Annotated in this window: 22 protein-coding genes and 1 riboswitch; of the genes, 10 read left to right on the forward strand and 12 right to left on the reverse strand. The window is 71.0% G+C overall.

The genetic code is table 11. The features are described 5' to 3' along the window. Positions 1-404 precede the first annotated feature (404 nt). From FNH09_RS17400 to FNH09_RS17410, 3 genes are all read left to right on the forward strand, one after another. Positions 405-1,268, forward strand: coding sequence for a lysozyme family protein (locus FNH09_RS17400; RefSeq protein WP_238426735.1), 864 nt, complete (start codon positions 405-407; stop codon positions 1,266-1,268). A gap of 11 nt (positions 1,269-1,279) precedes the next feature. After that, a complete protein-coding gene (locus FNH09_RS46710) occupies positions 1,280-2,239 on the forward strand; it encodes a hypothetical protein (RefSeq protein WP_156110821.1) in 960 nt (319 codons plus the stop codon). 187 nt (positions 2,240-2,426) lie between these two features. After that, the gene (locus tag FNH09_RS17410; RefSeq protein WP_152888868.1) at positions 2,427-2,972 is read left to right on the forward strand and encodes a sigma-70 family RNA polymerase sigma factor; all 546 of its coding nucleotides are present in this window, start codon (positions 2,427-2,429) and stop codon (positions 2,970-2,972) included. A 10-nt stretch (positions 2,973-2,982) separates the two neighbouring features. Here FNH09_RS17410 and FNH09_RS17415 read toward each other — a convergent pair whose 3' ends face one another. Then, positions 2,983-5,997, reverse strand: a complete 3,015-nt coding sequence (locus FNH09_RS17415) for a BTAD domain-containing putative transcriptional regulator (protein ID WP_162468719.1) — start codon at positions 5,995-5,997, stop codon at positions 2,983-2,985. A gap of 206 nt (positions 5,998-6,203) precedes the next feature. Beyond that, positions 6,204-6,379, forward strand: a riboswitch (cobalamin riboswitch). A gap of 55 nt (positions 6,380-6,434) precedes the next feature. On the opposite strand from FNH09_RS17415, the gene FNH09_RS17420 reads away from it, so the two are divergent. Genes FNH09_RS17420 through FNH09_RS17435 form a run of 4 tightly spaced genes read left to right on the forward strand, consistent with a single transcriptional unit; the run spans position 6,435 to position 9,682 of the window. Then, positions 6,435-7,484 carry an ABC transporter substrate-binding protein gene (locus tag FNH09_RS17420; protein ID WP_152888873.1) on the forward strand — a complete coding sequence of 350 codons (1,050 nt, stop codon included), beginning with the start codon at positions 6,435-6,437 and terminating at the stop codon, positions 7,482-7,484. Beyond that, positions 7,481-8,494: an iron chelate uptake ABC transporter family permease subunit gene (locus FNH09_RS17425; RefSeq protein ID WP_162468720.1), complete on the forward strand. Its 1,014-nt coding sequence runs from the start codon at positions 7,481-7,483 to the stop codon at positions 8,492-8,494. Before FNH09_RS17420 ends, FNH09_RS17425 begins: the two co-directional genes overlap by 4 nt. Continuing rightward, positions 8,491-9,312, forward strand: coding sequence for an ABC transporter ATP-binding protein (locus FNH09_RS17430; protein WP_152888875.1), 822 nt, complete (start codon positions 8,491-8,493; stop codon positions 9,310-9,312). The genes FNH09_RS17425 and FNH09_RS17430 overlap by 4 nt, the downstream gene beginning before the upstream one ends. Beyond that, a complete protein-coding gene (locus FNH09_RS17435; protein ID WP_152888877.1) occupies positions 9,293-9,682 on the forward strand; it encodes a (2Fe-2S) ferredoxin domain-containing protein in 390 nt (129 codons plus the stop codon). Before FNH09_RS17430 ends, FNH09_RS17435 begins: the two co-directional genes overlap by 20 nt. A 151-nt stretch (positions 9,683-9,833) precedes the next feature. On the opposite strand, the gene FNH09_RS17440 is transcribed toward FNH09_RS17435, so the two are convergent. The 10 genes from FNH09_RS17440 to FNH09_RS17485 all read right to left on the reverse strand — a co-directional run bounded on the left by FNH09_RS17440 (position 9,834) and on the right by FNH09_RS17485 (position 18,912). Continuing rightward, positions 9,834-10,481, reverse strand: coding sequence for a CoA transferase subunit B (locus FNH09_RS17440; RefSeq protein WP_152888879.1), 648 nt, complete (start codon positions 10,479-10,481; stop codon positions 9,834-9,836). Beyond that, on the reverse strand, positions 10,481-11,236 hold the full coding sequence (locus FNH09_RS17445; protein ID WP_152888881.1) for a CoA transferase subunit A: 756 nt from the start codon (positions 11,234-11,236) through the stop codon (positions 10,481-10,483). Before FNH09_RS17445 ends, FNH09_RS17440 begins: the two co-directional genes overlap by 1 nt. A 15-nt stretch (positions 11,237-11,251) precedes the next feature. Beyond that, positions 11,252-12,031, reverse strand: a complete 780-nt coding sequence (locus FNH09_RS17450) for an SDR family NAD(P)-dependent oxidoreductase (RefSeq protein WP_152888883.1) — start codon at positions 12,029-12,031, stop codon at positions 11,252-11,254. After that, positions 12,028-12,783 (reverse strand): SDR family oxidoreductase, encoded by a 756-nt coding sequence (locus tag FNH09_RS17455; protein ID WP_162468721.1) that lies wholly within the window; start codon positions 12,781-12,783, stop codon positions 12,028-12,030. Before FNH09_RS17455 ends, FNH09_RS17450 begins: the two co-directional genes overlap by 4 nt. Continuing rightward, positions 12,780-13,751, reverse strand: coding sequence for a fumarylacetoacetate hydrolase family protein (locus FNH09_RS17460; RefSeq protein WP_152888885.1), 972 nt, complete (start codon positions 13,749-13,751; stop codon positions 12,780-12,782). The genes FNH09_RS17455 and FNH09_RS17460 overlap by 4 nt, the downstream gene beginning before the upstream one ends. A 91-nt stretch (positions 13,752-13,842) precedes the next feature. Beyond that, entirely contained in the window at positions 13,843-14,781 is a 939-nt protein-coding gene (locus FNH09_RS17465; protein ID WP_152888887.1) for a VOC family protein, read from the reverse strand. A 12-nt stretch (positions 14,782-14,793) separates the two neighbouring features. Further along, positions 14,794-15,798 carry an amidohydrolase family protein gene (locus tag FNH09_RS17470; RefSeq protein ID WP_162468722.1) on the reverse strand — a complete coding sequence of 335 codons (1,005 nt, stop codon included), beginning with the start codon at positions 15,796-15,798 and terminating at the stop codon, positions 14,794-14,796. Next, positions 15,795-16,925 (reverse strand): FAD-dependent oxidoreductase, encoded by a 1,131-nt coding sequence (locus FNH09_RS17475; protein WP_152888889.1) that lies wholly within the window; start codon positions 16,923-16,925, stop codon positions 15,795-15,797. The genes FNH09_RS17470 and FNH09_RS17475 overlap by 4 nt, the downstream gene beginning before the upstream one ends. A gap of 23 nt (positions 16,926-16,948) precedes the next feature. Continuing rightward, a complete protein-coding gene (locus tag FNH09_RS17480) occupies positions 16,949-17,914 on the reverse strand; it encodes a cyclase family protein (RefSeq protein WP_152888891.1) in 966 nt (321 codons plus the stop codon). Further along, on the reverse strand, positions 17,911-18,912 hold the full coding sequence (locus FNH09_RS17485; RefSeq protein WP_152888893.1) for a fumarylacetoacetate hydrolase family protein: 1,002 nt from the start codon (positions 18,910-18,912) through the stop codon (positions 17,911-17,913). Before FNH09_RS17485 ends, FNH09_RS17480 begins: the two co-directional genes overlap by 4 nt. A gap of 126 nt (positions 18,913-19,038) precedes the next feature. Between FNH09_RS17485 and FNH09_RS17490 the strand changes: the two genes are divergently transcribed. From FNH09_RS17490 to FNH09_RS17500, 3 genes are all read left to right on the forward strand, one after another. Beyond that, positions 19,039-19,950, forward strand: a complete 912-nt coding sequence (locus FNH09_RS17490) for a LysR family transcriptional regulator (protein ID WP_152888895.1) — start codon at positions 19,039-19,041, stop codon at positions 19,948-19,950. Positions 19,951-20,231: 281 nt separating this feature from the next. Then, a complete protein-coding gene (locus FNH09_RS17495; RefSeq protein WP_152888897.1) occupies positions 20,232-21,458 on the forward strand; it encodes an MFS transporter in 1,227 nt (408 codons plus the stop codon). Between the two features lie 119 nt (positions 21,459-21,577). Beyond that, positions 21,578-22,060, forward strand: coding sequence for an NADAR domain-containing protein (locus tag FNH09_RS17500; RefSeq protein WP_162468723.1), 483 nt, complete (start codon positions 21,578-21,580; stop codon positions 22,058-22,060). Positions 22,061-22,148: 88 nt separating this feature from the next. Here the strand turns inward: FNH09_RS17500 and FNH09_RS17505 are convergent, their stop codons facing one another. Beyond that, complete coding sequence (locus FNH09_RS17505; protein WP_152888899.1) at positions 22,149-23,189, reverse strand: vWA domain-containing protein; 1,041 nt, start codon at positions 23,187-23,189, stop codon at positions 22,149-22,151. Between the last annotated feature and the right edge of the window lie 62 nt (positions 23,190-23,251).

The following is a 23,251-nucleotide window of genomic DNA, read 5'->3' on the forward strand; positions in this document are numbered from 1 at the left end:
GGGCGGTGGTCTGCGCCGGTGCGGTCTGCGCCGGTGCGGTCTGCGCGGCCGCGGGAGCCTGCGCCGCCACTGGGGCCTGCTCCGGAACGGGGGCCTGCGCAGGCATCGTGGTCGGTGTGGCCCCAGTGGTCGGTGCCGCCCCGGTGGTCCGTGCCGGTCCGGACCTGGGGGTGCTCGGCCCCCGGACCCAGCCTCCCGCCTGGACCGGCGGCCTCGCCGAAGACGCTTCCATGGCTGCCCCGCCCCCCTCTTGCCTCGTATGTCCGCTGCTCTGACTCAATTTGGTTTCCACTGATTTGAACTTGTTTGTTCCACAGCCCGTTTCCATCTCCCGAGCCGGTCGGACAGCACAACGGGCCGTCCCGGTACAGCGGTTCAAGGTGAGAGGAAGAAGGCGGACACCGATGGGCGAGGATGCGGAGGACAAGGGCGGCGCGCCGACCCAGCAGGGCGAGGAGGGCGGCTCGAAGTCCGCGCGGAACACGGCGATCGCCGCCGGGGGCGCCGGCTGTCTGCTCTTCCCGCTCGGCCTGGCCGGCGGGACCGTCATCGTCATCGTCTTCTGCGGGTTCGGGGTGCTGCTGGCCCCGCTCATCGCGATCTACCTGCTCTTCCACAGCATCTTCGGCGGTGGGGGCGGCGGCGACATCCCGGGCCCGAGCGACGCGAGCTCGGTGCTGGCCGTCTTCCAGGGCGACGGCCAGGGCGACCTCGACACCTCGACGGTCCCCGAGGACCTGGTGGACCCCATCCAGAAGGCCGGCGCGGTGTGCAGCGCCATCGGCCCGATCGTGATCGCGTCCCAGATCGAGAAGGCGTCCGGCTTCAACGCCTCCCTGACCGGCCCGGACGGCAGACAGGGCATCTCGCAGCTGCTGCCCGACGTCTTCAAGCAGTACGGCAAGGACGACGACGGCAACGGCAAGACGTCCGCTCTGGACGCCAAGGACTCGATCATGGCCCAGGGGCGCTACATCTGCGATCTGGCCGGCCAGGCGCAGCGGATGATCGACGCCAACGAGGCCGTGGGCAGCGTCCTGGACCTCGCTCTGGCCGGCTACGACGTCGGGATGGACGCCGTCCGCGCCGCCAAGGGCGTGCCGAAGACGGCCGAGGCGCAGGGCTATGTCGCGGCGGTCCGCGCCCAGTTCGCCAAGTACGCGGGGGTCGCGGCCATTCCGTCGGGCACTCCCACGCCCACCGGCGTCCAGACCGCCCTGCCCGGCGCCGTACCCACCGAGTCCCTGTCCCCGACCCCCACCTCATGAGGAGGACGGCCATGGCCCGCTACGAAGTGCTCATCTCCGACCAGGGGTTCGCCGCGATCGACGGGGAATCCCTCGTCCCCGAGACGGGGCAGTCCGTGCACGAGGCCGTACTGGACCGGCTCCAGCGGTACGCCGTCGAACGGGACGCCGCCGTCGAGGCGACCGTGAACGACGGCCCGGACCACGGCCACTTCGTCCTGGAGGTGTCCCCGGACGGCTCCAGCCGCCTGCTCACCTCGACGACGAAGGCGCAGCCCGACCAGCCCGACCAGCCCGACCAGCCCGAGGAGTTCGAAGGGCGAGACCGGCTCGACGAGCCCGACCAGAGCAAGCGGTCCGACCCCGTATCCGTGCCGCAGGAGCCATCCTCGCCGGAGCCCGGCCCGGTCCACGACCGCACGGGTGGCGACAGCGCGGGTGGCGACAACGTGGGTGGCGGTACGGCCGTGGCCACCGCCGTGGCCCGGGCCACCGCCGCCGCACGGGCAGCCGCCCCGGCACCGGTTCCCGTACCTGCCGTGGTCCTGCCCTCCGCACTCGCCGGACCGATCGGCCGGATCAACGAACTCGCGGCCGCCGGCCTGCTGGACGAGGCGTACGCGCTCGCGACCGAGCTGCGCGAGAACCTGACCGACGAGGCGGGCGCCGACGATCCGCACGCGGTGGAGGCGCGGGCCGTGGAGGCGTACATCGCGCATCTGCGCGGCGACCACCGCCAGGCCGTCGTGCTGGCCCTGGCCGTCGCCCGGATCCGGTGCCGCACCGGGGACCGGCGGGCTCCGGAGGAAGTGGTACGTGCGGCGGCCGCCTGGCAGTGGCTCGACGACGACCGCGCGGCTGCGGCGCACGGACGCGAACTGCTGCACATGTGGGACCACTTGGATCGCCACGGCGCACTTCCCTCGGTGCACGGGGAGCTCGCCGGACGGGTCCGCAGACGGGTGGACGCGCTGGAGGACGCCTGCCTCTGACCGCTCCCGCATCCACTGCGACCTGCGTGTATATCGCCGTCAACGCGGCGTGTACCGGTTGTCGATCGCCCCGTGGACCCCATGTCAAACGAACGTGCATCGCCCGTCGCGACACTCCGAGCTCCAGGAGACCCGGCCCCCGGTCTGCGCACCGGGAGCGGGTCACCCCGAGAAGCAGGAGCACACCATGAACGTGACGGTCATCGGATCGGCATGCGCCGTCTCCCCCGAGGAGCGGGCGCTGCGCGACCTCTACCTGGAACACGGCCCGGCGCTCTACTCGTACGTGCTGGGGATGCTGGGCGGGGACACCCACCGCACGGAGGACATCCTCCAGGAGACGCTGCTGCGCTGCTGGAACAAGCGGACCCTGGCCGACGGCGAGGGGATGGCGGTGCGTCCCTGGATGTTCCGGATCGCTCGCAACCTCGTCATCGACGCGCACCGCACCCGGATGGCCCGGCCGGCCGAGATCGCGGGCGACACATGGCTGACCGACATGTGCGTCGAGATCGACGACATCGAACGGATGCTGTCTTCGATGGTGGTACGGGACGCCCTGCGGTCGCTGACCCCGGCGCACCGCGAGGCGCTCCGGGCGACGATCTTCGCGGACCGCACCACGCAGCAGGCGGCCGACGTCCTCGGCGTCCCGCAGGGCACGGTGAAGTCCAGGGTGTACTACGCCCTGCGCAGCCTGCGCACAGCGCTCAAGGACAACGGCTTGAGCTGAACTTCCTTCGTCACCCGCCCGGTTCCGCCTGGTCCGGCTCCAGTTCGCGCAGCCGGCGCCGCACCACGTCCGCCTCCGTGTGAGCGAGTTCCTCCAGCCGGGCGAGCGCCGTCCCCAACGCCGTACGCGCGGCTTCGCGGTTGCCGGTGGCGAGGTGGGCGTCCGCGAGATGGCTCAGGACGTCGGCTTCCAGGAAGCGGTCCCCGATGCCGTGGAACAGCCGTGCCGACAGCTCGAAGTGCTCGATCGCCTCGGGGTACCGGGCGAGATGGTGCAGGGCGTAGCCGAGGGTGTCCTGGGTGGACGCCTCGCCGTAGGGGTCGTCCTGCTCCTGGTAGAGCAGGATGGCCTCCGTGCAGTGTTCGAGGGCCTTCTCGTGCTCGCCGATCAGGATGTACGTCCACGCGACCTGGTTGAGCACACCGGCCTCGCCGCTGACGTCGTCCTCGGACCGGTACAGCTCGACGGCCCGCGCGTAGTGGTCCAGCGCCTCGTCGCGGCGGTCCGTCCGGTTGCACAGGTAGGCGAGACCGCGATGGGCCCGCGCTTGGCCGCCGGCGTGGCCCGCCGCCCGGAACAGGTCGAGACCGGCTTCGAGGTGCTCCCGCGCCTGCGCCGCGTGGTTGAGCTGCGAGTGCGCCACGCCCAGTCCGCACAGGGAGTACGCCTGGCCGGTCACGGAGCCCAGCTTCCGGGCCGACCACAGTGCCCCGGTGTTGATCTCCAGGAGGTCGTGCCAGTAGCCGAGCCGGTTGAAGTAGACGTCCAGGGCCGCGGCGGTGCGCCAGGCGTGCGCGTCGAAGCCGTGCGCGGCGGCGTGCGCGACGATCTCGCGCAGCACGTACCGCTCGGTGCGCAGCCAGGCGGTCGCCTGTGCCCGGCCGTTGAACCGCAGCGGTGCCACGTCCGTTGTGCTCGGCGGCAGGGGGATCGGCTCGCGGAACGGATCGAGGACCATGGAGGCCTGGTGCGCGCCGAACAGGAAGTGATCGTGCATCCTGAGCAGCGCCGCGCCGCGCGCCGGTTCGTCGTCCTCGGCCTCGGCGAGCTCCGCGGCGTACGCGTGCAGCAGGTCGTGGAAGTCGAACCGTCCGGGCGCCCGCTCGATGAGCAGACTCGCCCCGGTCAGCTCGGTCAGCACCGTACGGACCCGGCGCGCGGGCACATCGGCCAGGGCGGCGGCCGCGTCGGTGGTGACGTCGGGGCCCGGGTGCAGGGCGAGTCGGCGGAAGAGCCCGGCCGCCTCGGGCGACAGCGCACGGTAGGACCAGGAGAAGACGGCGCGGGCGTCGGAGCCGAGGTCGCCGCCGGAGAAGGCGTCCAGACTCCCGTGGTCCTGGCGCAGTTCGGCGGCGATGTCGGCGAGCCGGAAGTCGGGGTGCAGGGCGGCACGCGCCCCGACGATCGACAGCGCGAGCGGCAGCCGGGCGCACAGGCCGACGATGGCCCGGGCGGCCTCCGGCTCGGCGTCGACACGTGCGTCGCCCAGCCGCCGGGCCAGCAGTTCGAGGGATTCCCCGGCGGACAGCGGGCCCAGCGTGAGCGGATGGGCGCCGTGCCGGGCCACCAGCCCGCTGAGCCTGCTGCGGCTGGTGACGATGACGAGACAGCCGGGGGCGGCGGGCAGCAGCGGCACGACCTGCTCGGTGTCGGCCGCGTTGTCCAGCACGATCAGGACGCGACGGCCGGCCAGGACGCTGCGGAAGAGGGCGGCCTGCGCGTCGAGCCCCTCGGGGACGGCTTGTTGGGCGATGCCGAGCGCCACGAGGAACGTCTCGATCGCCTCGCCCGGTTCCATCCGGGACGCGGACGGATCGTAGCCGCGGAGGTTGACGTACAGGCTGCCGTCGGGGAACCGGTGGGCGATCCGGTGCGCCCAGTGCACGGCGAGAGTCGTCTTGCCCGCGCCGGCCATTCCACTGATCAGGCCGATCAGCGCGGTCCGCGGATGCTCCTGATGCGGCAGCAGCGCGTCGAAGCCTTCGAGTTGGGACCGGCGTCCGGTGAACATGGCCAGATCGGTGGGAAGTTGGCTGGGCCTGACGACGCCGGCGGGGCGGGCCGGATCGTCCTGGCCGACCGCGCCGTCGTCATCGAAGTCCGGTTCGGGACCGCCCGCTTGGTCCGCGAAGGCGGGACCGGGGCCGCCTGTTCCGCCGGTGGCCGGCGGACCGGTCGTATCGCCGCCACTCGTCGACGCGCCGGAGGAACCGCCAGGGCCCGGCTCCTCGGTGCCGAAAACCTCCACCGGCCCGGGACCGTCCGAGAGGAGCCCGGCGTACAGGGTGCGCAAGCGCGGGCCCGGTTCGATGCCGAGCCGCTCGGCGAGGGTCCGGCGGGTGCGCTCGTACACGTCGAGCGCCTCGGCCCGGCGCCCGCTGCGGTACAGGGCGACGAGGAACAGCTCGCAGAGCGCCTCGCGCAGCGGGTGAGCCTCGTACAGGGCGGTGATTTCGGGCAGCACCCGCGCGTGCCCGCCGAGGTCCACCTCGATGCGCAGCCGCGTCTCCAGAGCGGCCAGCCGCCGTTCCTCCAGCCGACGCCGCTCGATCTCCGCACGTGGCCCCGGCACCCCGGCGAGCGGGACGCCGTCCCATAACTCCAGTGCGCCGGCCAGTAGTTGTACGGCGGCCAGGTCGTCGCCCGCGACGCGCCGGGCCTCGGCCCGTCCGACGAGGTCCTCGAACAGGTCGATGTCGCCGACGACGGCGTCACGGCGTAGGGCGTATCCGTCGCCGAGGGACACCAGGAGCCGCGGTGCCCCGGTCACGGGCCGGTCGGGTTCGAGGAGTTTGCGCAGCCGGGAGACGTAGGTCCGCAGCACGGAGACGGCGGCCGTCGGCGGTTCGGTTCCCCAGATCCCGTCCACGAGTTCCCCGACACCGACCGCCCGACCGCGGTGCAGGAGCAGCAGGGCGAGGACGGCGCGCTGCTGGGGCGGTCCGAGCACCAGCTCCGTGTCGTTCCACCAGGCGCGCAGCGGACCCAGCACACAGAACCGGAATTCCTTCGAACGTACGTCCACCCGGAGGACAGTAGCCAACGAAGCCCCAACCGTCAGGCGGAACGGTCATTCCCGGACACGCGCCCGGCGATCTCGTCCGGAAACGGAAGCCAAGTCCGACATCCGGAACCGCATCGGCTCGCTGCCCCCGGTCGGTAGCCGCCGGAGCCGCACCGGCTGGGTCGCGTTGGAGCTGGACCGCCGCCCCTCCACCCGCGCCGGGTGCTTGATAGCCTCAGCGGGCCAGTCGAGCCACATCCGAGGCCAGGGAATCCGGTGCGAATCCGGAACTGACGCGCAGCGGTGAGGGGGACGGGCGGGGCACGACGCCACTGGGAGACCGGGAAGGCGCCCCGACCGGACGAACCCGAGTCCGAAGACCTGCTGGCACCTTCGCACCCCGGTGCGAAGGGACGTCCGTAGGCCAGGCTCCGCGTACGAGCCCCGACCCCGAAGGCATGCCCGTGCTTCGCACCTCCGCACTTCTCCGCACCCCGACACTTCTCCTCGCGTCCGCCCTCCTGCTCACCGCCTGCGGCTCCTCCGGCGCCGACGCGAAGGCCCAGGAGACCTCCACCGCCGGTTATCCGGTCACCCTCGACAACTGCGGCCACAAGGTCACCCTGAAGTCGGCCCCGAAACGGGCCGTCTCCCTCAACCAGGGCACCACCGAGATCCTGCTCTCCCTCGGCCTCGCCGACCGCATGGCCGGTACGGCCACCTGGACCGACCCGGTGATGAAGGGCCTGGAGAACGCCGACGCCTCCGTGCCGCGCCTCGCCGACAACAACCCCTCCTTCGAGAAGGTCCTGGACGCCGAACCCGACTTCGTCACCGCCTCGTTCGTCTCCACCCTCGGCAAGGGCGGGGTGGCCGAACGCGAGCAGTTCGAGAAGCTGGGCGTGCCCACGTACGTCTCGCCGTCCGACTGCTCGGCGGGCAAGGACAACGACAGCGGTGGTGACGGGTCGCGCAGCGAGCCGCTCACCCTCGACGCCGTCTACGGGGAAGTCCGCGACCTGGCACGTGCGTTCGGCGTCGAGGAGCGCGGCGAGAAGCTCGTCGCCTCGCTGAAGCAGCGGGTGAGCACGGCCACCGCCGGACTGCACGCCTCGGACGTGTCCCTCATGTACTGGTTCGCCAACTCCCAGTCGCCCTACCTCGCGGGCTGCTGCGGCGCGCCCGGCGCCATCACCCGCGCGGTCGGCGCGAAGAACGCCTTCGCCGACACCCACGACGAATGGCCCCAGATCAACTGGGAGACGGTCGCCGACCGCGACCCCGACGTCATCGTGATCGGCGACCTGACCCGCAAGCAGCAGACCGCCGAGACCGCCCAGGCCAAGATCCGCTTCCTGGAGTCCAACCCCGCCACCCGCAACCTGACCGCCGTGAAGAAGAAGCGGTACGTCCTGCTGAGCGGGCAGGCGATGAACCCGACCATCCGCACGATCGAGGGGATCGAGCAGGTCGCCGCCGGCCTGCGCGACTTCGGGTTCGCCAAGTGAACGTCCGCTCCCTGCTGTTGACGGGCGGGGGAATGGTCGCGCTGCTCGTGTCGATCGCCGTGGCCGTGACGATCGGACCCGCCGACATCTCGACCGCTGACGTCTGGACGTCCGTCGCGTCCCATCTCGGCCTCGGCGAAAGCGCGTTGGCGCCGCTGCGCGACGGCATCGTGTGGAACCTGCGGATGCCCCGCACACTCCTCGCGGCCGTGTGCGGGGCCGGACTCGCCGTGTGCGGCGCGGTCATGCAGTCACTGCTGCGCAACCCGCTCGCCGACCCTTTCGTGCTCGGGGTCTCCTCCGGCGCGTCCACCGGAGCGGTAGCCGTGGTCGTGCTCGGGGTCGGCGGGGGAGCGGTGTCCCTGTCGACAGGTGCCTTCCTCGGCGCGCTGCTCTCCTTCGGCCTGGTGCTGCTGCTCAGCCACACCCTCGGCGGGAGCACCGACCGGGTCGTCCTGTCCGGGGTCGCGGCCATGCAACTGTTCTCCGCACTGACCTCCTTCACCGTCCTCACCTCGGCGGACGCGGAGACCACCCGGGGCGTGCTGTTCTGGCTGCTGGGCTCGCTCACCGGCGCCGACTGGGGGCAGGTACTGCTCTGCACCGTCGTCCTGGCCGTGGTCCTCGTCGTCTGCCTCGGGTACGCCCGTACGCTCGACGCGTTCGCCTTCGGCGACGAGGCCGCCGCGGGACTCGGGGTCCGGGTCGCCCGCACCCGACTGGTCCTGCTCTGCGCGACCGCGCTGCTCACCGCCGCCCTGGTCAGCTGCGCCGGCGCGATCGGCTTCGTCGGTCTGGTCCTGCCGCACGCCACCCGCGCCGTCACCGGCTCCGGGCACGCCCGCCTCCTGCCGGTCACCGCGCTGACCGGGGCCGTCTTCCTGGTGTGGGTGGACACCCTCGCCCGTACCGTCCTCGACCCCCAGGAGGTCCCGGTGGGCGTGGTGACGTCCCTGATCGGCGTACCGGCGTTCGTCGCCGTCCTCTACCGCGGACGGAGCAGGACATGACCAGCCTGCACACGGACCGCGTCGGCTGGCGCATCGGCGACAAGGTCGTCGTCGACGGCGTCACCCTCACCCTGCGCCCCGGCGAGACCGTCGGCCTGCTCGGGCCCAACGGCTCGGGCAAGTCGACCCTGTTGAGACTGCTGGCCGGGGTCCTCACCCCCACCGCCGGAGTCGTGACCCTGGACGGGCGCCCGCTCGCCGAGGTCGGCCGCCGCGCCACCGCCCGCCGCATCGCCAGCGTCGAACAGCACGCCGAGACCCAGACCGAGCTCACCGTCCGCGAGGTCGTCGCGCTGGGCCGCATCCCGCACCGCCGCGCCTGGACACCTCCGACGACGGCCGACCTGGAAGCCGTCACCGAGGCCCTGCGGCGCACCGGACTGACCGACCGGTCCGGCCAGTCCTGGCACACCCTCTCCGGCGGCGAACGCCAGCGCACCCAGATCGCCCGCGCGCTCGCCCAGGAACCCCGAGAACTCCTCCTCGACGAACCCACCAACCACCTCGACATCCAGCACCAGCTCGACCTGCTGGAACTCGTCGCGAGCCTGCCGGTCACCACGGTGATCGCCCTGCACGACCTCAACCTCGCCGCGATGTACTGCGACCGCCTGCTCGTCCTGCGCGACGGCCGCGCGGTCATGGAGGGCACCCCGGCCGAGGTACTGACGCCCGACCTCGTCGAGCGGGTCTACGGCGTCCGCACCGAGGTCACCCACGGCCCCGGCCACCCCGTGATCCGCTTCCTGCGCCCGGCCGCCCGGGACGCATCTCCCCCGAAGAGGAGTGTGACGAGCGATGGCTCGACAGCGCCCTGAAGCACCGGGCACGGAGCACACCTCCGCCGCACCGGCACCGTGCCGCATCGTCGTCTGCCGGGACTGCTGCTGCGGAACCCCGAAAGTCACCGGCGTTGATCACGACCGCCAACTCGCGCGCCTGACCGAGGAGATACCCGTACGCGTCGCGGACTGCCTCGGCGTGTGCGAACACGCCAACGTGGTCGTCGTCCAGCCCTCCGCCGCAGCACGCGCCGCAGGCGCGCGCCCGGTCTGGCTCGGCCTCGTCAACGACCCCGACGCCACGGAGGACATCGCCGCCTGGGTACGGGACGGCGGCCCAGGAGCCGCCGCCTGCCCCGACATCCTCGATCTGTACGTGTTCACCCCACCCCGCAGAGCGCGATGACCAACTCCTCGGCGGCCTACGCGTCCAGGCCGGCCGCCGAGGACATGCTCAGAGCCCCAGGCCGCGCAGCAGGGCGTGCCGGCGTCGTACCTGGTCGCGTCCTCGGCAGGGCTCCCGCCGACTCACAGGCCGACGAACTGCCGTGGCACGTTCACACAGCAGCGATGCTGTCCACCCGGAGCGGCGCATTCGTGCGGGCCGTGATGTCCTCGATCGTGACGCCGGGGGCGGTTTCCACGAGGGCGAGGCCGTCCGGGGTGATGTCGAGGACACCGAGGTCGGTGATGATCCGGTGCACGCACCGTTCTCCCGTGAGCGGGAGGGTGCATTCCTTGAGGATCTTGGGGCTGCCGTCCTTGGCGGTGTGTTCCATGAGGACGATGACACGTCGGGCTCCGTGTACCAGGTCCATGGCTCCGCCCATGCCTTTGACCATCTTGCCGGGGATCATCCAGTTGGCGAGGTCACCCCGCTCCGAGACCTGCATGGCACCCAGTACGGCCGTGTCGATGTGGCCGCCGCGGATCATGCCGAAGGAGAGGGCGGAGTCGAAGAAGCTCGCGCCGGGCAGGACGGTGACGGTCTCCTTGCCCGCGTTGATGAGGTCGGCATCGACCTCAGCCTCGGTGGGGTAGGGGCCCGTACCGAGGATGCCGTTCTCGGAGTGCAGGACGACGTGCACGCCGGCCGGCAGGTGGCCGGGGATCAACGTCGGCAGGCCGATGCCCAGGTTGACGTAGGAGCCGTCGGTGAGTTCTGCGGCGGCGCGGGCGGCCATCTGGTCGCGGGTCCAGGCCATCAGGAACGTACCGTCCTCTTCTCGATCTTCTTGTCGGCGGCTTCTTCGGCGGTGAGCGCCACGATCCGCTGGACGTAGACGCCGGGCAGGTGGATCTCGTCGGGGCGCAGCTCGCCCGGTTCGGCGAGTTCCTCGACCTCAGCGACCGTGATGCGTCCGGCCATGGCCGCCGGCGGGTTGAAGTTGGCGGCGGCTCTGCGGAAGACGAGGTTGCCGTGGCGGTCGCCGCGCCAGGCCCGTACGAGGGCGAAGTCGGTGACGATGCCGTGCTCCAGGACGTGCGTGCGGCCGCCGAAGTCGCGGGTCTCCTTGGGTGGGGAGGCCACGGCGACCGAGCCGTCGGGCCCGTGCCGCCAGGGCAGTCCGCCCACGGCCACCTGCGTACCGACGCCTGCCGGGGTGTAGAAGGCCGGAATACCCGCGCCGCCGGCCCGCAGACGCTCGGCCAGAGTGCCCTGGGGCACCAGTTCGACCTCCAGCTCCCCGGACAGGTACTGCCGGGCGAACTCCTTGTTCTCGCCCACGTAGGAGCCGGTCACCCGGCTGATGCGGCTCGCGGCCAGCAGCACGCCGAGGCCCCGGCCGTCGACGCCGCAGTTGTTCGAGACGACCTTCAGATCGCCGGCGCCCTGCGCGTACAGGGCGCGGATGAGGGTTTCGGGTACGCCACTGAGGCCGAAGCCGCCGACGGCCAGCGAGGCGCCGTCGTGGATGTCGGCGACCGCCTCCGTGGCGCTCGCTCGGACCTTGTTCATGCGGGGGTTGTCCTTTCAGGGGCTCGCGCCGGGCAGGACGGCGGACCAGCCGCCGTCGACGACGAGGTTGGCCCCCGTGATGTAGGCGGCTTCGTCGGAGGCGAGGAAGACCGCGGCGTTGACGACGTCGTCGGGGCGTCCGACGCGGCCGAGCGGGATGTGGCGGGCGATGGCGCGCATCGGGTGGTCGTCGGAGAGGAGATTGGTGCGGGAGCCGGCGGTGTCGATCAGGCCGGGGCTGACGCAGTTGGCGCGGATGCCGTGCGGGGCGCCTTCGGCGGCGAGTTGGCGGGTCAGCGCGATGACGGCACCCTTGGAGGCGGAGTGCGCGGTCCGCTGGTTGGTGAGTGAGCCGGTGAGTCCCGCGGTGGAGCCGACGGTGAGGATGCAGCCCCGGCTGCGCCGCAGCTGCGGCCAGGCGGATCGGACGGTCAGCCACACCGAGTCCAGTTCGGCCCGCATGGTGAAGGCGAAGTCCTGGTAGGGCTGGCTGTCGACCGGTCCGAAGCGGACGGCGCCCGCGTTGGCGTAGACGATGTCGATGCCGCCGAAGGCGTCCACGGCTTCCTCGACCCAGGAGGAGACGGACTGCTCGTCGGTGACGTCCAGGGGGCCGGGAGTCAGCGCGGTCCCGCCTTCGCGGGCGATGAGGCGCTGCGTTTCGAGTGCCTCCTCGTGCAGCAGGTCGCCGCCCACTACGAGCGCGCCCTCGGCCGCGAAGCGCAGTGCCGCGGCCCGCCCCTGGCCGCGGGCGGTCCCGGAGATCAGGGCCACCTTGCCGTCGAGCCGCTTCATGCGCAGGCCTCCCCGAAGAGCGCGTCCGATACGGACTTCACGCCGCCGTGCGCGGTCAGGCCGCCGTCGACGGCGATCTCCGCGCCGGTGATGAAGGACGATTCGTTCGACAGGAGGAAGACGACCAGCGGGGCCACCTCGGCCGCGGTGCCCGTGCGCCCGAGCGGGGTCTCACGGATGTTGGCGGCGCGGAAGGCCGGTGCGGCGGACGCGGTCATCTCCGTCTCGATGTAGCCGGGATGGATCGTGTTGACGCGGATGCCGCGCGGTCCGAGCTCCGTGGCCGCGGTCTTCGACAGGCCGCGCAGGGCCCATTTGCTGGTCGTGTAGGCGACCGGGTAGTGAGCGGTGAGGGCCGCCGAGGAGCCGACGTTCACGATGGAGGCGCCGCACGGCATGAGCGGGGCGAGGTGCTGGATGCCGAGCAGCGGACCGGTCACGTTGACCGCGTGGACCCGTGCCAGGTCTTCCGGGCGTACGTCGCCGATGCGGGCGCGCCAGGTGATGCCGGCATTGTTCACCAGGCCGTGCACCTGCCCGTACGTCTCTTCGAGCTCGGCGGCCAGTTCCGCCCAGTCCTGCTCGCTGGTGACGTCGAGGCGACGACAGCCCTCGGAGGACGCGACGTCGGTGGCGATGACCCGGGCTCCCTCCCGCACCAGTGCCTCGGCCTCGGCGGCACCCTGGCCGCGGGCCGCTCCGGTGACCACGACGACCTTGCCGAGCAGCCGCTTGGGGTGCAGGTCGCTCACGGCCGCTCCCGGGTGCGGCGCCGGCCGGCGGGGATGGCCACGGGGGCGGTGCCGGGGACGACGGTGTTGGACACGGTGCCGATGCCCTCGACCGTGAGGGTGACGGTGTCGCCGGGCTTGAGCGGCGGCGGGGTCCGTTCTCCGCGTACGCCCCACAGTTCGGCGAGGCAGCCGCCGTTGCCGCAGGTGCCGGAGCCGAGGACGTCGCCCGGGACGACCCGGGTGCCCCGGGAGGCGTAGGCGACCATCTCCTCGAACGTCCAGCTCATGTTGGACAGCAGATCCCGGCCGACGACCTCGCCGTTGACCTCGGCGGTGAGGGCCAGCCTCAGGAAGCCGTCCTCGTCCCGGTACGGTTCGAGCTCGTCGGCGGTGACCAGGCAGGGGCCGAGGGTGGTGGCGGTGTCCTTGCCCTTGCACGGGCCGAGTCCCACCTTCATCTCGGCGGACTGGAGATCCCGTGCGGACCAGTCGTTGAAGACCGTGTAGCCGATGATGTGGTCGCGTGCCTGGTCGGGCGTGAGGTCGCGGCCCTCGCGCCCGATGACCGCGGCGACCTCCAGCTCGAAGTCCAGGACGGCGGAGCCCGGCGGCATCGGGATGTCGTCGCCGGTCGCGTAGATCGCGTGCGGGTTGGTGAAGTAGAAGGTGGGCGCGGCGTACCACTGTTCGGGCACCCCGGCTGCGCCCTCCACCGCGCGCCGTACGCCCTCGACGTGTTCCTCGAAGGTGACGAAGTCCCGCACGGAGGCGGGTCGGAGCGGTGGCAGGAGACGCACCTGGGAGACGTGCGGGCCCGGCGGGACGTCGAGGGTGGCGGCGCCGAGTTCGAGGAGTGCCGAAAGGCCGCCCCCGGCGTCGATGATCTCGGTCAGTGATCGGACGCCGGGTACGGGATACAGCACGCCGTCGTCGGCGACGACGGCGACGCGGGTCTGACGCCGGTGTTCGTAGGCGGCGAAGCGCATGAGCAGCTCCTGGCTGGGGCAGGGCCCGGGGTGCGGCGCCGTGTGTCAGGGCGGATGACAGGCGCCCGCGCCCCGGGAGTCGGGAGGGGGATCAGACCGGCGGGGCGACGAAGCAGCCGCGGTCGGGGTCGTTGAAGGACTCCTTGGCGACCAGCTCGTTCATCGGGTTGGCGGTGCCCCACTGGTCGGTGACCTCGGGCTGGGAGAAGTCGTAGACGTGCGGGTGCCAGGTGTCCTCGTCCAGACATTCCAGCTCGGTGGTGTACTCGACGGTGTTGCCGTGCGGGTCGAGGAAGTACGTGAAGGTGTTGTCACCGGCCATGTGACGGCCGGGGCCCCAGATCTTCTGGAAACCGGCGCGGATCACCCGGCCGGAGCCGCGCATGTACTCGTCGATGCCGCGCATCTCGAACGACACGTGGTGCAGGGAGGTGTGGGGGCCCTTGGCCAGTGCCATCGAGTGGTGCTGGTCGGAGATCCGCATGAAGTGCATGACCTCGCCCATGTGCGGCGAGCTCAGGGTGTCGGAGAGCCGGAAGCCGAGGTGGGTCTCGTACCAGGCCCGGGTGCGGTCGAGGTCGGGGGAGTTGAGGACCACGTGCGACAGCTTGACCGGGATCGACTCCTTCTCCTCGATCTTGCGGTGCTGCCGTACCGCCACGTCGGCCGAGACCTCGATGGTCCGGCCGTCCACGTCGAAGAAGCGGAAGCCGTAACCGCCGCCGGGGGTGTCCACCGTGCCGGGCCGCGTGATCAACTGCACCCCACCGGACAGGAGTTGCTCGGCGAGAGTGTCGACGTCGGCCGGTGTTGCGGCGCCGTAGGAGACGAGGTCGAGACGCTTCTCCTCGGCCTTGCGCAGCCTGACGACATACTGCTCGGGGGAGCCCTCGGCGGCGAGGAAGGAGATCCCGGAGTCCTCGGCGACCCTGGTCAGGCCCCAGACGCCCGCGTAGAAGTCGAGCTGCTTGTCGTAGTCGGGCACGGCCAGGTCGACGTGCCGCAGATGGGTGAGCAGTCGTGCGCTCATGACGGTTCCTCCTCAGGACTGGGTCAGGTTGAGCAGGGTGGCGGCGGTGCCGCCCCGGACGGCCTCGAAGTCGGCCTCGGGCAGGTCTGCGGCGCGCAGTGCGCCGACGGGGTCCTTCGAGCCCATGTCGAAGGGGAAGTCGGAGCCGAGCAGCACCCGATCGGCGCCCGCCACCCGGATCAACTCCCGCAGGACGGACGGGTCGTGCACGAGCGAGTCGAAGTACAGGCGCTTCAGATAGCTGCTGGGCGGATGAGCGCAGCCGGCGGCCGCGTCGGGGCGGGCGGACCAGGCGTGGTCGGAGCGGCCGATGTGGGTGGGCAGGTAGCCGCCGCCGTGGGCGGCGATCACCTTCAGCCCCGGGTGACGGTCGAGCACTCCCGAGAAGATCAGGTGCGACAGTGCGACGGCGTTCTCGGTGGGCTGGCCCACGGTGTTGGACAGATACCACTGGTCCAGGCGCTCGTCCAGCGTGCACCCGAAGGGATGCAGGAAGACGATGGCGCCCGTCTCCTCCGCCCGCGACCAGAACGGTTCGTAGGCCGGGTCGGACAGTTCCAGGCCGGGGGCGTGGCTGGAGACCTCCACTCCTGCCAGTCCCTGCTCCAGGGCGTGATCGAGCGCGCGCACCGTGTGGTGAGGGTGCTGGAGCGGCGCAAGGCCGAGGCCGCGCATCCGGTGCGGAGCGGCTGAACAGTGCGCGGCCGTCGACTCGTTGGCCAGCCGGTACAGCTTCTCGGCCGTCTCCTCGTCCGTCCAGTAGTGGTAGTGCGAGGGCGAGGGGCTGACGAGCTGGACGTCCACGCCCTGCGCGTCCATCGCGGCCAGGCGTGCGGCCGGGTCGGTGAGCTGCGGGACGCGGTCGCGCACCATGGGGCCGCTGACCGCGAGGGCCGCGGGGCCGTTGCGCCGTGCGTCCAGCGCTCTGGCCGTCGCCTGCCCGGGCAGGCCCTCCACGAGTGCTTCGACCTCGGGCAGCAGTACGTGCGCGTGGACGTCGACGGTCGGCGAGGTCACGGCAGCTCCCTGAGCATCGTCATCGTGCGGCCCATGAGACCGGGCACGTCCGCGTCGCGTACGCCGTCGAGCTGCCACTGCCCGATCTGCACGGACGCCTCGACCACCGGACGGACGCGGGCGATCCGCCGCTCGTAGTACGACTGGAGGAGCGGGTCGTCCCAGACCTCGGCGCCGGTCAGCAGCTGCGCGAGCACCCAGGCGTCCTCCAGGGACAGGGCGGCGCCCTGCGCGAGGGTGGGCGGACAGCAGTGGGCGGCGTCGCCGACGAGGACCACGCGGCCCCGGTGCCAGGAACCCTCGACCAGCATCCGGTCGAACCAGCTGTAGTTGACCTTCGCCGGATCGGTGATGTGCTCGGTGATCTCCGGCCAGAATCCCCCGTACGCCGCGGTCAGGCCGCGCATCTCGTCGGCGTAGGACTCCGCCGGGATCGACGCCCGGTCGCGGTTGGCCTCGACCACGTAGGCGTAGATCGTGGTGTCGCTCGTCGGACAGTATCCGGCGATGTAGGCGGGGCCGCCGTAGGCGAGGTCCGTGCGGGTCACGCCGTCGGGCCGGGGGACCGCGACACGCCAGATGGCCATGCCGGTGGGCTCCGGCTTCGCCGTGATCCCGATGGCCGCGCGGGTGGCGGAACCCATCCCGTCCGCGGCGACCACCAGGTCGTAGCGGCCCTCGGTACCGTCGGTGAAGCGCACGCTCACGCCGGTGTCGTCCTGCTCCAGCCGCTCGACCCGGGTGCCGAGGCGCACCGAGGCGCCACTGGCACGCACGGCGTCGATCAGGATGCGCTGGAGGTGGGGGCGCTGCATGCCGACGGTGGCGGGCAGGTCGTCGCCGCCGGTGCGAAGGTCCTCGGCGACGTGCAGGACCGTACCGTCGGGAGCGGTGATGCCGACCGACCCGAAACCGAAACCGGATGCGTCGACCTGCTCCCACACGCCCAGTTCGCGCAGTACCCGCAGGGCGTTGCCCTGGAGGGTGATACCTGAACCGGCGGTGGCGTTCCAGTCGTCCTTGGCCTCGATCAGGTCCACGGTCAGACCGGACCGGCGCAGCAGCACGGTCACGGCGTTTCCGGCGGCCCCACCGCCGATCACCAAGACTGTGCGGGCTGTGCTCATGGCGAACTCCTCTGCTGGGCGCGTCACTTGATCGCGATCGGGTTGACGGGGGAACCGACTGCGCCAGTGATGCGCAGGGGAGCGGCGGTGAGCCAGAACTCGTACACGCCGTCCGCCGCGCAGTCCTCGGCCAGGGCTTCCAGGTCCCACATCTCGCCGATGAGGAGGCCGATGTTGGGTATCGCGACCTGGTGCAGGGGCTGGAAGGCGTTCTCGAACTCGTTGGGGCGGACCTCGAAGCCCCAGGTGTCCGTCGCGATCGCCGCGATCTCGCTGCCGTGGAGCCAGCCGGCCGTGGTGAAGGAGAGCCCCGGCGCGGGACCGCCCGCGTACTCGCCCCACCCGTCCCGGCGGACGCGCGCGAGCTGACCGGTGCGCACCACCACGATGTCGCCGCGTCCCACGCGCACGCCGTGCGCGTCGGCGGTGGCGGTCAGGTGCGCCTCGGTGACGGCGAAGCCGTCGGGCAGCTCGCCGTCGGTGCCCACGACCCGGCCCACGTCCAGGAGCACACCGCGTCCGGCCACCTGGGGAGCCATGTGCTCGATGCCGGTGACCAGGTCGCCGTCGGAGGTGACGACCTTTTCGGCCGGGCGACCGTTCCACGCCTTGCCGCGGTCGAAGATGTGCCCCAGCCCGTCCCACTGGGTGGAGCACTGGAGCGGCATGGCGATCACGTCGTCGGCGCCGCCGATGCCGTGCGGGAACCCCTGGTGGCCGAGCGCGGCGTCGGTGCCGGTGTCCAGCATGGTGTGCACCGGGTTGGTGCGCCGCCGCCAGCCCTTCTGCGGGCCGTCCATGTCGAAGGACTGCGACAGCGAGAAGCTGACCCCGCGCCGGACGAGACCGGCACCCTCGCGGCGCTTGTCCTCGTCCAGGAAGTTCAGGGTGCCGATCCGGTCGTCCTCGCCCCAACGGCCCCAGTTGGAGTACGTCTTGGCCGCCCGCGCGATCGCGCCCGCCGGGTCGCGGGGATCGATGGCGGTCATTCCGCCGCCTCCGCCACACAGCGCGTGCGCTGGACGCCGAGCCCGGTGACCGAACCCTCCATCACATCGCCGTCGCGCAACAGCCGCCCCCAGTGCATGCCGTTGCCGGCCGGGCTGCCCGTGAGCACCAGGTCGCCCGGGAGGAGATGCGCCGTCTGCGAGGCGTACGACACCATCCGCGCGACCTTGAAGATCATGTCCTTGGTCGACTCGTCCTGCATGGTCTCGCCGTTGAGCTTCAGCGTCACGCGCAGGTCGTCAGGGTTGGCGATGGACTGCGCGGGCACGATCCACGGGCCGAGCGGGGTGAAACCGGGGGCGTTCTTGCTGCGCAGCCAGTCGGTGCCGATCTGCGGCATGTCCCTGCGGAAGACGGTCGACCGGTCGGTCAGATCGTTGGCGATCGTGTAGCCCGCGATGTGCGACGCCGCCTCGTCGACGGACACCCGGTAGGCGGGCCTGCCGATCACCGCCGCCAGTTCCAGCTCCCAGTCGGGCTTCTCGGCCCAGGCGGGCAGCACGACGTCGTCGTAGGGACCCGTGATCGCGCTGGGCAGGCCGATGAACACGTACGGCAGGTCCTCGGCCGCCCGCCGGTCCATGATCTCGGCCGCCTCCGCCCGCCGTTCGGCCTCGGGCCGGTCGTCGCCGGGGGCACGGTGGGCGACATGCAGGTCGATCACATGCTGCCGGTAGTTCGCACCCGACTGGAAGATCTGGCGCGGTTCGACCGGGGCATGCACCCGCAGGTCCTCGATCGGCGTCCGGCCGACACCGGTGTCGGCGGCCAGGGCGCGCAGCCGCGGCAGGGTCTCGTCCCAGCGGTCCAGCAGGCGCAGCACGGTCAGTTGTTCGTCACCCAGCGCGGCCCGAAGGTCCAGGGCGTTGCCGTCAGGCGTGACGAGAGCGGGGAAGCGGGGCCCGTCGGGGGCCGAGAGCGTCGCGAGGGCGAAAGGTCCGGCGAAGAGTGCGGACACGGACTCAGGTTTCACGGACATGTCCTCCTGATTGCGGTGCGACTAATCTGAACCCCGCACCACCGATCAGGGAAATCGATTCTGTGGATAACCGCGATCCACCGTATGGATTGCACTGGATCGGCATCGCTCCGCGGAGGAACCTTCATGAACCTGGCCCGCCTGGATCTCAACCTCGTCGTCGCCCTGCGCGCCCTGCTGGAGGAACGCAACGTCACCCGCGCCGGGCAGCGCGTCGGGCTCAGCCAGCCCGCGATGAGCGCCGCACTCTCCCGACTGCGCAGGCACTTCGACGACGACCTGCTCGCCCGCGTCGGCGGCCACTACGAGCTCACCGCGCTGGGACAGGTGCTGCTGGACCGCACCGCCACCGCCTACGACGTGCTGGAACGTCTCTTCACCAGCCAGGCGGACTTCGACCCGGCCAAGGAGACCCGCGAGTTCAGGCTGATGGCGTCCGACTACGCCGTGGCGATCTTCGGCGCCGAACTGGCCCGGGTGATCCACGAGGAAGCTCCCGGGATCCGGCTGCGCTTCTCCCAGACCCCGACGACCGTGGTGGAGGACACCGCCACGCTGCTGAGCGCCAGCGACGGTCTGTTCATGCCGCACGGGGTCATCAGCGACTTCCCCGCCACCGACCTCTACGACGACCACTGGGTCTTCCTCGTCGCGCAGGACCACCCGAGCGTCGACGACCGGCTCACCCGCAAGGACCTCGCCCGGCTTCCCTGGGTGACCTACCAGCGAACGTACGACGCCCCGGCAGTGCGCCAGCTCGGCATGCTCGGCATCGAACCGCGGGTCGAAGTCTCCGTCGACAGCTTCCAGTCGCTGCCCCTGCTGGTGGCCGGCACCCGGCGCATCGCACTGATCCAGGCACGCATGGCCCGGATGATGGAACCCATCGCCGCCGTCCGGGTGGTGGAGCCGCCCTACGAAGCCGTACCGCTGAGAGAGGCGCTGTGGTGGCACCCGGTGCACACGCACGACGCGGCCCACATCTGGCTGCGCGAGACCGCCGCGCGCGTCGGGGCCCGACTGGCTCCCCAGGACTGAGCAGAGCTTCAGAGACCCCGGACGCGAGCGTCCGACCCCGGACAGGACGGCCCTCCGGGCGGGAAGGCGCCGAGGCCCGGCGCAGCCGGTGACATCGCTATCCACCCGCTGGATCAGGAGCATCGGCAACTTGGATGACGTGAGGGCTGGGCAGGCCGAGTCCCGGAACGCATAGTCGTGGCACACCGACGCGCCCGTCAGCCGACAGCAGGTGCCTCTGCACCGCACATCCCGTCCGCTGCACGGCGCTCTTCCCACCTTCACGTCCCCGGAGTGTCGCCATGCCCGCTTCCGCCGCCCCGCCGTCCCACGAACCGGCGGGGGACCCGGCCGTCAGGGGCGGGCTGCCCGCCGTGCTGCTGATGGCGGGCAGCTGCCTGCCGATCCTGGGAGCCGTCCTCATCGCACCGGTCCTCCCGCGCATGCAGGACCACTTCGCGCACGTCGCGGGCAGCGAGGCACTCGTCCCCCTCGTGCTTACCGTCCCCGCCCTCTCCCTGGCCGTGCTCGCCCCGTTCGCCGGTGTCCTCGTCGACCGGCTCGGCCGCAAGCGCCTGCTGGTCGTGGCCACCGTGCTGTACGCGGTGTTCGGCACCGTCCCCCTGTGGCTGGGCTCCCTCTACGGCATCGTGCTCAGCCGCGTCCTGGTCGGCGTCGCCGAAGGGGCCATCATGACCTGCTGCACCACGCTGATCGGCGACTACTACAGCGGCCGCACCCGCGACCGCTACCTCGCCCTTCAGACCATGTGCGCATCGGCGTCCGCCACACTCTTCTTCGTCCTGGGCGGGGCCCTCGGCTCGATCGGCTGGAGAGCACCCTTCTGGCTGTACGCCGTCGGCCTGCTGCTCGCTCCGGCGATGGCCCGGGTGCTGCCGACTCCACACCCGACGGCCGAGCCGGCAGCACCTGTCCGGCACCCCTTCCCGCTTCGGCGTATGGCGGGGATCTGCGTGCTGACGGTCTTCGGCGCGCTGGTCTTCTACACCGTGCCCGTGGAGATGTCGTACCTCATGGACGACCTGGGCGTGCGGTCCACCGGAGTGGTGGGCGCGGTCACGGCGCTGGCCAGCGCGGCCACCGTCGCGGGCTCGGTGCTCTTCACCAGGCTCACCGACCGGCCCCGACGCCGTATGCCGGTCCTCTTCCTCCTGTGCGCCGTGGGCTTCGTACTGATGGGAGCGACGGACCACGTCGCCCTTCTCGTCGTCGGAGCCGTCGTCAACTGCGTCGGTACGGGGCTGCTGTTGCCCTCTCTGCTGACGCTGGCGCTGTCCCGGCTCGACTTCGCCGACCGCGGGCGTGGCACCGGCCTGTGGACCGCGGCCTTCTTCCTCGGCGAATTCATCTGCCCGCTCGCCCTGTTGGCCGCCAAGGGCATGCTGGGCACGCTGTCCTCGGCCGTCGTCATGCTCGGCCTGCTCGCGATGCTGGTCTCGGCCGCGCTGCTTTCCGCGAACCGCCGATCACCGAAGACGCTGCCCCAGCAGGTTCCCGAAAGCATCTGACTCCGAGGGGGCCCGGGTCGCTGGTGCGCTGGAGGGCCGGGCCCGGCGAAGAAAACTGGTTGCGGGGGCTGGGGCATGCCTGACACGGTGCGGGTTTCCGCAACACCCGTGAGGTTCCCGTGACGATCTACTTCTATGGCGCCGACGAAGTCCCTTATGGATGTTTCTCGAACTTCTCCGATCACGGCTTCGACCTCGACGGGGTCTGGTGGCCGACCTCGGAGCACTACTTCCAGGCGCAGAAATTCAAGGGCACCCGACACACTGATCTCGTCCGGCGTGCGCGCACGCCGCTGCGGGCAGCGGAGCTGGGCCGTGACGCGTCCAAACCTCTGCGGAGGGACTGGGAGCGGGTCAAGGACGACGTGATGCGCCGTGCGGTGGCAACCAAGTTCCGCGCGCATGCCGATATCCGTGACATTCTTCTGTCCACCGGTGAGGAAGAGATCGTCGAAGACACCACCACCGATCACTACTGGGGTCGGGGCAGAACCGGGAACGGCAAGAACATGCTCGGGCGGATACTGGTGCGCACCCGTAACCAGCTGCACGCCGAACTCACCGCAGCCCCCGACGGCGGCGACCGCCGGCCGAGGCGGTGATCCGGGAAGCGTGTGCGGTGTGCCGCCTACGCAGGACGGCTCAAGCCACCGACTCGAGGATGGGGCGCCCTCCCCAGCGGTAGGCGTGTCAGAGCATAAGCAGCAGTCGCGTGTTCGGTACGAGCTTCCGGTTCACGCTGGTGCTCTGCACGAAGATCGTGAAGTCGTCGTTGTGGTCGGGCTTGACACGCACTTCCTCGTTCGGCAGGCCGAGCAGAGCGCGGGCCTCGGGCCCCGAGTACACCCGGTCCGTCTTCTTCTCCAGCACCGCGATCTGCTTCCTGGCCTGTATCTTTTCGGACTTGCTCAGCTGGTAGAACGCGCCACCCGTACGGTAGGTGTGCCCGCATTCGACGACCCAGTCCCGGATTGCCGCGTCACGGGCCACCGGGATCAGCTGGTACCGCGACGGATCCATCGCGGCGAGGCCGACCGCCTTGATGGTGTCCTTGTTGACCGCCTCCGCACCCATGGAGAAGACCGTCCGCGATCCCCGGATGCCCTGGGTTCGGCCCACCATGAATTTCTCGGTGGCCTCCCGGATGACCTGCCCGGCCTCCTCCAGCCCCTGTGTGCTGGTGGCGTCCCAGACGGCGATGTTGTCCCGAGGGAAACCGCACCGCATGGCCTCGCGCTTGCCCATTTGGTCCGGCACGAGGACGGCCAGTGTCCAGTTGTCCTCCTGCGTCGCGATCATCTCGGCCACGGCCTTGACCAATTCACGAGGATTCCTGGCAGGGGCGTCCGGACAGCGGTGACTCGCGTTCTCCTGTCCGTCCGTGAGCACGAACGTCAGGAAGCTGTGGTCGCCGTACAGCTGGGCCGTCTGCGCCAGCTCATGCTGTGACTTCAGTGCGGCTGCCAGCAGCGCCGTCATTCCCCCGACCCGGTACAACTGCTTCAGCGACGGCATCCGCAGCACGTCCTTGTCGTAGATGACGCACTCCACCTTGTCCGCGAAGACGTACACCGTGACACGGGTTTCCTGGTCCAGTTCCCTCGACCGGCGAGCAAGATACGCAATCTGCTGGTCGGCGACTTCGACGACCTTGGAGCTCAGATGCGACATGGACGAACTGGCGTCCAGCACAAGAGCAACGTGATTGATGTAGTTCTGGCTTCCGGCCATGGCAGCTCCCCCTCGTTCCGACTCGATGCCCCTACTGTGCCACCCACCACTGACAATCGATC

It is taken from the genome of Streptomyces adustus (genome assembly GCF_009377175.1).
GTDB lineage: Bacteria > Actinomycetota > Actinomycetes > Streptomycetales > Streptomycetaceae > Streptomyces > Streptomyces adustus.